At 42.6% G+C, this 9,168-nt stretch carries 9 protein-coding genes; 3 read left to right on the top strand and 6 right to left on the bottom strand.

Features of this window, described 5'->3' with window-relative positions; genetic code table 11:
- Positions 1–140 precede the first annotated feature (140 nt).
- The 4 genes from F0261_RS19380 to F0261_RS19365 form a co-directional block, all read right to left on the bottom strand.
- Complete coding sequence (locus tag F0261_RS19380) at positions 141–1,445, bottom strand: DUF2254 family protein (protein WP_171338700.1); 1,305 nt, start codon at positions 1,443–1,445, stop codon at positions 141–143.
- Positions 1,446–1,551: 106 nt separating this feature from the next.
- A complete protein-coding gene (locus tag F0261_RS19375) occupies positions 1,552–1,704 on the bottom strand; it encodes a DUF2256 domain-containing protein (protein WP_014979372.1) in 153 nt (50 codons plus the stop codon).
- Positions 1,691–3,229: a cryptochrome/photolyase family protein gene (locus F0261_RS19370; RefSeq protein WP_171338699.1), complete on the bottom strand. Its 1,539-nt coding sequence runs from the start codon at positions 3,227–3,229 to the stop codon at positions 1,691–1,693. The genes F0261_RS19375 and F0261_RS19370 overlap by 14 nt, the downstream gene beginning before the upstream one ends.
- Before the next feature lie 3 nt (positions 3,230–3,232).
- Positions 3,233–4,657, bottom strand: a complete 1,425-nt coding sequence (locus F0261_RS19365) for a deoxyribodipyrimidine photo-lyase (RefSeq protein ID WP_171338698.1) — start codon at positions 4,655–4,657, stop codon at positions 3,233–3,235.
- 111 nt (positions 4,658–4,768) lie between these two features.
- Between F0261_RS19365 and F0261_RS19360 the strand changes: the two genes are divergently transcribed.
- Together F0261_RS19360 and F0261_RS19355 are read left to right on the top strand one after the other, a co-directional pair.
- The gene (locus tag F0261_RS19360; protein ID WP_171338697.1) at positions 4,769–6,076 is read left to right on the top strand and encodes a DASH family cryptochrome; all 1,308 of its coding nucleotides are present in this window, start codon (positions 4,769–4,771) and stop codon (positions 6,074–6,076) included.
- A gap of 12 nt (positions 6,077–6,088) precedes the next feature.
- Entirely contained in the window at positions 6,089–7,720 is a 1,632-nt protein-coding gene (locus F0261_RS19355) for a cryptochrome/deoxyribodipyrimidine photo-lyase family protein (RefSeq protein ID WP_171338696.1), read from the top strand.
- Positions 7,721–7,725: 5 nt separating this feature from the next.
- Here the strand turns inward: F0261_RS19355 and F0261_RS19350 are convergent, their stop codons facing one another.
- Positions 7,726–8,013, bottom strand: coding sequence for a hypothetical protein (locus F0261_RS19350; RefSeq protein ID WP_014976601.1), 288 nt, complete (start codon positions 8,011–8,013; stop codon positions 7,726–7,728).
- A gap of 208 nt (positions 8,014–8,221) precedes the next feature.
- Between F0261_RS19350 and fabA the strand changes: the two genes are divergently transcribed.
- Positions 8,222–8,740, top strand: a complete 519-nt coding sequence (gene fabA / locus F0261_RS19345) for a bifunctional 3-hydroxydecanoyl-ACP dehydratase/trans-2-decenoyl-ACP isomerase (RefSeq protein ID WP_014949559.1) — start codon at positions 8,222–8,224, stop codon at positions 8,738–8,740.
- Between the two features lie 101 nt (positions 8,741–8,841).
- On the opposite strand, the gene rmf is transcribed toward fabA, so the two are convergent.
- Positions 8,842–9,018: a ribosome modulation factor gene (gene rmf, locus F0261_RS19340; RefSeq protein WP_014949558.1), complete on the bottom strand. Its 177-nt coding sequence runs from the start codon at positions 9,016–9,018 to the stop codon at positions 8,842–8,844.
- Between the last annotated feature and the right edge of the window lie 150 nt (positions 9,019–9,168).

Here is a 9,168-nt window from a genome sequence, read left to right as displayed (position 1 = left end):
ACATAAAGAAACTCGATCGATCATTTACGTAGATTAAATGGTTTGTGGTATGCAGAAATTATATAGACTAGTTAGTTTTTTACTTTAAGCATTTTTAGCAGCATTCTTAGCAGTGATTTTGGCAGTAATAACTTACACGTTTAGTTATCATTATAAACGCGCTCAATTCGCTTAATATCGTCTTCGTAATCCAATGCCAACTTTGCACGTTCGTAACTTTGCATCGCTAACTTAGACGCCGCCTCAACAAAGTCTCTTTCTATGCTTGTACCTTCACCTTTAAAGCACGCTTTAATTGTTTTTAGTGACTTTTGTATTCGGATAGCAACTTCAATATTAGCAGCACCATCACGGGCAATGCTGGTGTACGCATCGTCAAATAGATCATTCACATTTAACGCAGGCAATGAAATGCGGTCATATTTAAACTCCTCATGCTGAGCGCTATCGCTTTGTGAGTTTTCGGTTTCAGTTTCGGATTTGGGCTCGTGCCACAACAACATAAGGCGTGTAATGCTGCTAATGGTATTTATTGCAGTACCATGGTCATTAACCGATGGCGATAATGCACGAGATGCAATTTCGGCTAGTACGATAAAGCCAAAGCGAGGATCAGCCTCAAAGGACCTGGCTTCACTTATAGTAAATGCGTCAACAATTTCATCTGATACTACCTTTTTATTCGAATATGCTATGGCACGCTCTGGTGAAACAAACTCACCGGGCAACATGGCGACATTGATGAAGCCGTCGTTTTTATCAGCTAATTGTTGCAGCTTGGCAATGTCTATAAGCTGAATATAGCCCACTTGTTTAGTATAAATGGCATGCGTCCCCTGCTCTTTTATTTGCTCTTGTGGTACTGCGCCTAAGCACGGCATATCTATTCTATTTTTAATCGCGCGTGTCGTGGCGTGCTCCACTTTTAATAGCGTTGACCCCACGCGCCCTAATCGTGCAACGCTGTCTACCCACCGGATAAAAGTTAAAATAACTATCGAAAAAGCCAGACAGGTTAGACAAAATAAAATGAAAAGCCCGGCTTCATCGAAAAAAGCTTGAGTCATTGCAGTAAGCGCTACAGCACTATAGATAAATGCGCCTATGAAAACTGACAGTGCGTTTTGTGATACATCATCGGATATTATAAGGCTTAGAGAACGCGGCGTTGACGACTGACTGGCCGAAGCATAAGCATTAACCATAGTACCTGCAGAAAACGTGGCGATCACCATCATGCTAGATGCCATTATTGAAAGCAGTGTTTCAACTGATTCGGGTTTTATTTCAGGAATATGCTCAGCCAATGAAGTCCCGTCTGCTACTTTAGCGACGAATACAGCAAAGATTGAGAGCAAACAAAAGCCAAGAGGTTTTACCCAAAGCTTTTCTTTTACACTGTATAAAAGGAAACGCAGTCTATCTACGGTAATCGGTGCTTCCACAACACTCTCCTTGTATGTTCACTATGCGTTATACGTACTGTATGAAACAAATGATTAACCTGGCCACGTCATAAAGAAGCGTAACCTTTGATAAAGACGTATACCACTATCTTTCATTTGCTTTGAGTGGTTTTCTATTTCCTGAGCAACGTTTTGAGCAATAACGTACATTTTCCCAGTTCTTTTCCCATTTTTTGCGCCAAGCAAATGGTCTCTGACAAACCGGACAAATTTTGGTGGGTAAATCAGACTTCTTCATTTTTCGTTAGCTTAGTCAGAAATGTTGAGGCATCTTGCTTCATAGTTTCGATATTTTCTTCTTTCATTCGCCCGTAGGTTTTATAGATCATGGCCATGCGGTGATTATTGCTCAATTGTTCCTTGTGTTTGTCAATAAAGTGCCAGTATAAGTAGTTAAACGGGCACGCTTTTGGTCCGGTCTTTTTAGAAACTTGGTATCCGCAATTTTTGCAGTAATTGCTCATCTTGTTGATGTAGCTTCCGCTTGCGACGTAGGGCTTACTTGCTAGGTTACCTCCATCACTATACAAAATCATGCCCGCAACATTAGGAAGTTCAACCCATTCATATGCGTCGGCGTACACTAACAGATACCATGCCTGCACTTCCTCAGGGCTAAGTTCAGTTAAAAGACTAAAATTACCAATAACCATCAATCTTTGTATGTGGTGGGCATAAGCGTTCTGCTGCGTTTCTTTAATACACTGGCGCATGCAGTTCATATTCGTCTGGGCGTCCCAAAAGAACGATGGCAATGCGCGGCTGTTATTGAAGTAGTTATCAGTTTTTAGATTTGGCATAAAGTGCCAGTAGAACCCTCTGACATACTCCCGCCAGCCCAGAATCTGGCGAATGAACCCTTCAGCAGAATTCAGTGGAACTTGCCCTGCATGGTAAGCTTGTTCGGCTGCATGAATGGCTTCTTTTGGCGTCAATAAACCACAGTTCAAATAAAACGCGATATGTGAATGATAGAGCCAGGGCTTGCCTTCCACCATGGCGTCTTGATACTGACCAAAGTTAGGTAATCTTTCTTCTATAAAAGTATTCAATACGCTGAGTGCGTCTTTTCGAGTTACCGCAAAGTGGAAGTGATTGATATCGCCAAAATGATCGCTAAACTCGCTTTTTACGAGCTCGATAACTTTCGAAGTAATGTCATCAATCTCAAACGTAGAATGCTTCGGTACTCTCTGGGTTTCAGGCATTGCTTCGCGATTCTGGGCATCGTAATTCCACTTGCCGCCAATGGGATTTTTTCCTTCCATGAGCACGTTGTGTTTGCGACGCATCTCACGGTAAAAAAACTCCATTCGAAGTTGTTTCTTGCCTTCAGCCCAGTCCGTAAATTCTTGTGGGGACGATAAAAAGCGATTGTCATCACATATACTAACGGGTATGCCAAGCACGTTTTCCCATTGCTCCATGCTTTTGAGTAAGCGGTACTCTCCGGGCATAGTCACCTTTACTTCATCAAAATCATTTCCGTTAAGTTCATGCTTAACCTGAGCGAGCAAATCGCCCTGATTGTTTTTGTCGCTATAATGAACGTAGTTCACGTTAAAATTGTCGTCTCGCAACGCTTTGGCAAAATGACGCATTGCGCTAAACAAAAACGCTATCTTCTTCTTATGGTGCTTAACGTAGGTGGCTTCTTCACGTACTTCCGCCATCAAAATTGTGTCTTTGCTTTTTACTGCGTTAGCAATCGCTGGCAACGTCTCGGTAAGCTGATCGCCTAAAACTAAAATAAGTGCTGCCATACCCTACTCTTTTAATGTTTGGAATGCGTCTAGCGCGCGTTGACGCGACGCTTTTAAATCAACAATAGGTTTTGGGTATTCCTTACCAAGTTCTATACCTGCATCTTTCAATATAGCCGAAGGGGCTTCCCATGGCTTATGGATATACTTGTCTGACAGCTTGTTCAATTCAGGGCAATACTTACGCACATAGTTGCCCTTTTTATCAAATTTTTCGCCTTGTAGTATTGGGTTAAATATCCTGAAGTAAGGCGCAGCATCAGCGCCAGAACCCGCAACCCATTGCCAACTTGCACTGTTACTCGCAAGGTCGGCATCCAACAATGTATCCCAAAACCATCGCTCGCCTTCATGCCAACTGAGTAATAGATTTTTCACTAAAAACGAACCCACGATCATGCGAACTCGATTGTGCATGTAGCCCGTTTGCCACAGTTCGCGCATGCCAGCGTCTACGATAGGAATGCCTGTATTTCCCTTTTGCCACGCTTTAAGCGCTTTCGCATCTGTGCGCCAAGGAAACTTATCGAACTTTTCGTTGAAGTTCTTATTAGGCAAAGTAGGAAAATGGAACAGCAAATAATAGCTGAACTCGCGCCAACCTAACTCACTCAAGTAGGTTTCAATGCTTTTGTCTTCACTATTTCCAAACTTGTCTTTTATCGCGTACCAAACTTGATTTGGAGACACTTCACCAAAGTGTAAATGCGGCGACAAACGCGATGTCCCATTGGCTGACGGTATGTCTCTGCCGTCTTTGTATTTACGTGCTGAATTTTCAATAAAGTCAGCTAAATTGTCAGCGGCGCCGTCTTCGCCTGGTGACCACTCTTTTTCAATGGTTGCATCCCAATTGATGGTAGGAAGTAAATCTAACGAAGTTAATCCATCGCTGTCGTTGTCGACATCCGCATAAGTAATACGTGCGGGTGGTGCTTTGGGATAACGTGGCTCTTCAACCTGCAGGCAGCCCTTCTTGTAGAAGGGTGTAAATACGCGATACGGTGTACCGTCTTTTTTCAATACTTTCATTGGCTCCCATAGTAAGCTGCCGTTACAGCTATGGGCTTCATAATCATGCTCGATTAAGGTTTTCTTGATCGTTTTATCGCGGTTTATTTGCCATGGCTCATAGCACCGATTCCAAAAGATACCTTTAGCGTTAAATGACTTCATTAACTTTGGAATAAGTGTCTGTGGGTCACCCTTAAATATTTGTAAATGTCCGTTTAAGCGTTTATTGAGCGACGAGAGTGAATGATGCAACCACCATTTACTTGCCCCCCCAGGCTCTCTGCCATTAGGTGCAGTGTCATCATATATGTAGATGGGTACTATCTTTCCCATATCACAGGCAGCGTTTAAGGCTGGATTGTCTTTTACTCGAAGGTCTTGTCTGAACCACATTATACTAACGGGAACGGTCACATTTTTTCCTCAGGCATTGCGCCAAATCTTAACATTATTCGTATAGCATGTACTACGATAAAACTCGGATTCAAGATCCGTAGAAATAGTAAAAAAGTACTCAAAATTAGTATGATAAATCACCTCCAACAATCAAAACGTACGAACAACAATCAACGAGGTTTATATTGGTTTCGACATGACCTTAGACTGCATGATAATGCTGCTATTTCTGCGCTGTGTGAAGCAGTTCAGCAGGTTACTTTTCTTTATATTCTTGATGATAAAGCGTTTACACCTACGACATATGGTTTTGCGCCTATGGGGAAACATAGGCACACATTCCTGCTTCAAACACTTGTGGATTTAAAACGGCAATTAGCTAAGCTCGGACATGATTTGCTCATTGTCAAAGGCGACCCTGCTGAGTGTTTAGTTCAATTGATGAAGTCCGGACAATATTCTCACCTTGGGGTAAGCGAGCACTGTGGTTTTGATGAAACAGCACAGTTAAATTCAGTAAAGCGCTTTTTCGATTCGGTAACAGTTATAGAAACTCCGACGTTTGGCTTATTTGATGCACAAACCCTTCCTTTCAACATCGAAGAGATGCCCGACGTTTTTAGTCCGTTTCGCAGAAAAGTGGAAAAGCACTGTAAGCCATTATCTGTCCATCCACCCATTGAAAGCTTACCAAGCCCTTTTACACCGCAATTAGATGAGTCTTTTTTATTCGCCATTGATACTGATTTACCGAGGCCGTCTGAATCATCGTTTGTTGGAGGTGAAACAGCAGCGCTGACGCATTTAAATGCTTATCTCTTCGATTGGAAAGCTGCAGTAACGTATAAAGACACAAGGAACGCTTTAGATACTTGGCAAGACAGTACCAAGCTTTCGGCTTGGTTAGCGAACGGGTCGCTGTCTGCACGGGAAGTCATTCGGCAAGTTCAACAGTTTGAAGCAACCGTTGAAAAAAACGATTCCACTTATTGGATATACTTTGAATTACTTTGGCGCGAATTTTTTCATTGGTTACAGTGTAAATACGGGGCCAATTGGTTTCGCTTTAGCGGTATCCAGGGTAAAAAGCCGTCGACACAGCATTGTCCTGAAACCTTTGCGTTATGGTGCGAAGGAAAGACCGGTTACCCGATAGTCGATGCTTGCATGCGACAACTCGCTGAAACTGGCTATATGTCAAACCGAGGCAGGCAACTAGTTGCGAGCTGTTTGGTTCACGAACTAAGGCAGGACTGGCGATACGGTGCAGCGTGGTTTGAGCATCAATTAATCGATTACGATGTGGGGAGTAATTGGGGCAATTGGCTTTACTTAGCAGGTGTTGGAAGCGACCCTCGCGGCCACAGACAGTTCAACCTTCAAAAGCAGACTGAGATTTATGATTCGGACAGCCAATTTCGTAAAAAGTGGTTGTAGTTAGTTCGTCATATGGTTCCAGTACATTCTAAACAATCTGTGACTGTCATATGGTTTAAACGTGACCTTCGTCTTCGAGACCACGAGCCTCTCTACCGTGCAGTTGAAAAAAACGAAAACATTCTTCCGCTTTTTTGTTGGGAACCTTCCCTTATGGCCGACCCGCATATGGACATGCGTCATTGGCAATTTATCCAGCAAAGTATCGACGACATTAACGCCCAGTTGCCTTCAGACGCCCGTTTACTGACTTTACACTGTGAAGTTATTGATGCGCTCGAACTTATTGCCCAGCATTACGCTATTTCAGCGGTTAGGAGTTACCAAGAAATAGGGTTGAGAGTTACGCATAACCGTGATATTTCAGTAAGTAACTATTTGAAGAAAAAGAAAATAAATCATATTGAGTCCCAGTATGGCGCAGTGATGCGTGGTTTGCCTCACCGTGAGCAATGGCAGCAAAACTGGGATCGTCACTTTACAACGAAAACCTATGATATTGATATAAACAGCGTTAATTGGGTCGACTGCACCCAGCACTACAACATCAACACTGCTTGCAAAAATTTAGATGAGCTTGGTCTGTTTGATTGTCATATTACTAGTCAAACCGGCACTCATTGTAGCGAGAAATCGAATTATTATCGGCAGGATGTTTTAGACAAGTTAAAAAAATTAAACAAGATGCAGCCAGGCGGTGAAAGGCGTGCTTGGCAAGTATTAAAAGATTTTTTCGATGCTAGAGGACAATACTACCATCAACATATTTCTAAGCCGGAATATGCAAGACGGGCATGTTCTCGTTTAAGTCCCTACTTGGCATGGGGCAATCTATCAATTAAGCAAGTTTACCAAAGCGTTCAACATCAAAAGCAGACGAAAAAGTTACTGCCGAATTCTGATAGAAAACAATGGAGTCGCGCCCTAGCCGCTTTAACGTCTCGGTTACATTGGCACTGCCATTTTATTCAAAAATTTGAGAGCGAACACAGTATTGAATGGCGACCAATGAATAGTGGATACGAAAACTTTCCGTTTATAGATGGCCCAGAAGCCGAGCGTCGCTTTTACCTTTGGACAATGGGATTGACCGGCTATCCGTTGGTAGATGCCTGCATGCGAGCACTTAAGTATACCGGGTACTTAAACTTTCGAATGCGCGCCATGGTAACCAGTTTTCTGTGTCATCACCTAAATGTACACTGGCTAAAGGCAGCGCATTATTTGGCAACACAGTTCTTAGATTTTGAGCCAGGTATTCATTACCCCCAAATACAGATGCAGGCTAGCGTAACCGGTATTCACACCGTGCGGTTATACAACCCTGCAACACAATCTTCAAAATTAGATCCTGAAGGTGTATTCATCAAGAAGTGGGTGCCAGAACTTGCTAAATTACCCAGTGAAGCTGTTCACGCCCCTCACCTATTGCCGCCCCTAGAAGCGCAAATGTTAGATTTTGACGTTGAACGCGACTACGTTGAACCGCTCGTTGATATAACAGAGAATAATCGCATCACGGCAAAGCGCTTATGGGACTATCGCGAGCGAGATGATGTGGTTAAAGAGGCGCATCGTATTGTCAAACGCCACACCATGCAAAATAGTCCAAGTCGTGCATGGCTGAAAACAAAAATTAAATAAACTGGCTAACGGTTATTTTTGCGAAGCCATTCATTCAGAAGTTTAATTTGTCCACATTTGTAAGCTGCGTACATAAGCCGCATGGCATTTGACATAGCTTCACTGTCAGTCCAGCCAGTCTTGTCGCGTATTTCGTCATAACATGCTTTTGCTTCGGGGCTAACATAGCCTCTTACAAGTTTCTTACCTGCGTCTTTTTGCCTTTCTCTAAACCTTCGTTGTTTATCAGCGTTGGCTTTAGCTCTATCTGCGGCACTCTTTTTAATGCTTTTTTTCGTTGTTTGTTCTGTCATAGTTTTCACACAATGTTACGTTACTGTAGAGCTTGTATTTAAAAGTCGTACAAAAATCACACGTGTAGAACGATGTTTGTACAAGCCAAAGTTGCTAAACCTATATTAGCATGCGTTTTTCTTCAGAAAAATGACTGTTCAGAGTTGTTTGGCGTACAACTGTTCGCTAAATTAGCAGCGTCACTTTAATAACAGCAACGAGTTGGGAATGTCAGAGAAGAAAAATAGTTTTAACAAAGAAGATTTATTGGCGTGTAGCCGTGGTGAAATGTTTGGCCCAGGTAACAGTCAACTTCCCGCACCTAACATGTTAATGATGGACCGTGTAGTTTCAATTACGGAAGATGGCGGTGAGCATGGAAAAGGCGAAATTATCGCTGAGTTAGATATTACCCCCGATTTATGGTTTTTTGATTGTCACTTCCCAGGTGATCCGGTAATGCCGGGATGCCTAGGCCTAGACGCGATGTGGCAGTTAGTTGGTTTCTTTTTAGGTTGGAGCGGCGGCCCTGGTAAAGGCCGAGCTTTAGGTGTAGGTGAAGTTAAATTTACGGGTCAAATCCTTCCAACCGCTAAGAAGGTAACGTATAAGATCACGATGAAGCGCGTGATAAAGCGTAAACTTTTCATGGGTATGGCAGATGGTTCAGTAGAAGTTGATGGCCGTGAGATTTACGTAGCGAAAGATTTGAAAGTTGGCTTGTTCCAAGATACCTCAAACTTCTAAACTGCCTTTATAGAGCTATAAGGTCAATTTACGTTGACCAACAAAAAAGCCCCTTTTCAGGGGCTTTCCTTTTTGCATAATCAGTTCATAAAAGAGAAGTGTTATTTAACACTTAAACCTAAGTGTCTGTCTTCTACTGCCTCGCGCCATCCACCTAACCACTGTGAACGTGCATCGTTTTGCTGAAATGGACAATTTTCCTTTGAACGACCGCTAATGCCAGCTTGATAGCCTTTCGAATGGGCGCGTGTCAGTTTATCTCTTTTTTGTCTTTTCATTGATTAGCCTCTTTTGATTGTTGAAAGTACAACAAATCATTTTCTCGAGCGCTCTACATCATTTCGGTTGATAGTGCCGGAAAAGTGATTGCGTACAATACTGTGATAGTGCAATTCACTAAATGGTTCAAGAAAAATAAAAAATAAAAG

The sequence above is a fragment of the Alteromonas sp. 07-89-2 genome (assembly GCF_013113925.1).
Taxonomy (GTDB): domain Bacteria; phylum Pseudomonadota; class Gammaproteobacteria; order Enterobacterales; family Alteromonadaceae; genus Alteromonas; species Alteromonas macleodii.
This window is presented reverse-complemented; position numbering and strand designations above follow the sequence as displayed.

Coding starts and splice junctions, on each gene's coding strand:
- F0261_RS19370 (WP_171338699.1), bottom strand. CDS start 3,229: ATGGCAGCACTTATTTTAGTTTTAGGCGATCAGCTTACCGAGACGTTG.
- F0261_RS19360 (WP_171338697.1), top strand. CDS start 4,769: ATGATAAATCACCTCCAACAATCAAAACGTACGAACAACAATCAACGA.
- F0261_RS19375 (WP_014979372.1), bottom strand. CDS start 1,704: ATGAAGAAGTCTGATTTACCCACCAAAATTTGTCCGGTTTGTCAGAGA.
- F0261_RS19355 (WP_171338696.1), top strand. CDS start 6,089: ATGGTTCCAGTACATTCTAAACAATCTGTGACTGTCATATGGTTTAAA.
- fabA (WP_014949559.1), top strand. CDS start 8,222: ATGTCAGAGAAGAAAAATAGTTTTAACAAAGAAGATTTATTGGCGTGT.
- F0261_RS19350 (WP_014976601.1), bottom strand. CDS start 8,013: ATGACAGAACAAACAACGAAAAAAAGCATTAAAAAGAGTGCCGCAGAT.
- rmf (WP_014949558.1), bottom strand. CDS start 9,018: ATGAAAAGACAAAAAAGAGATAAACTGACACGCGCCCATTCGAAAGGC.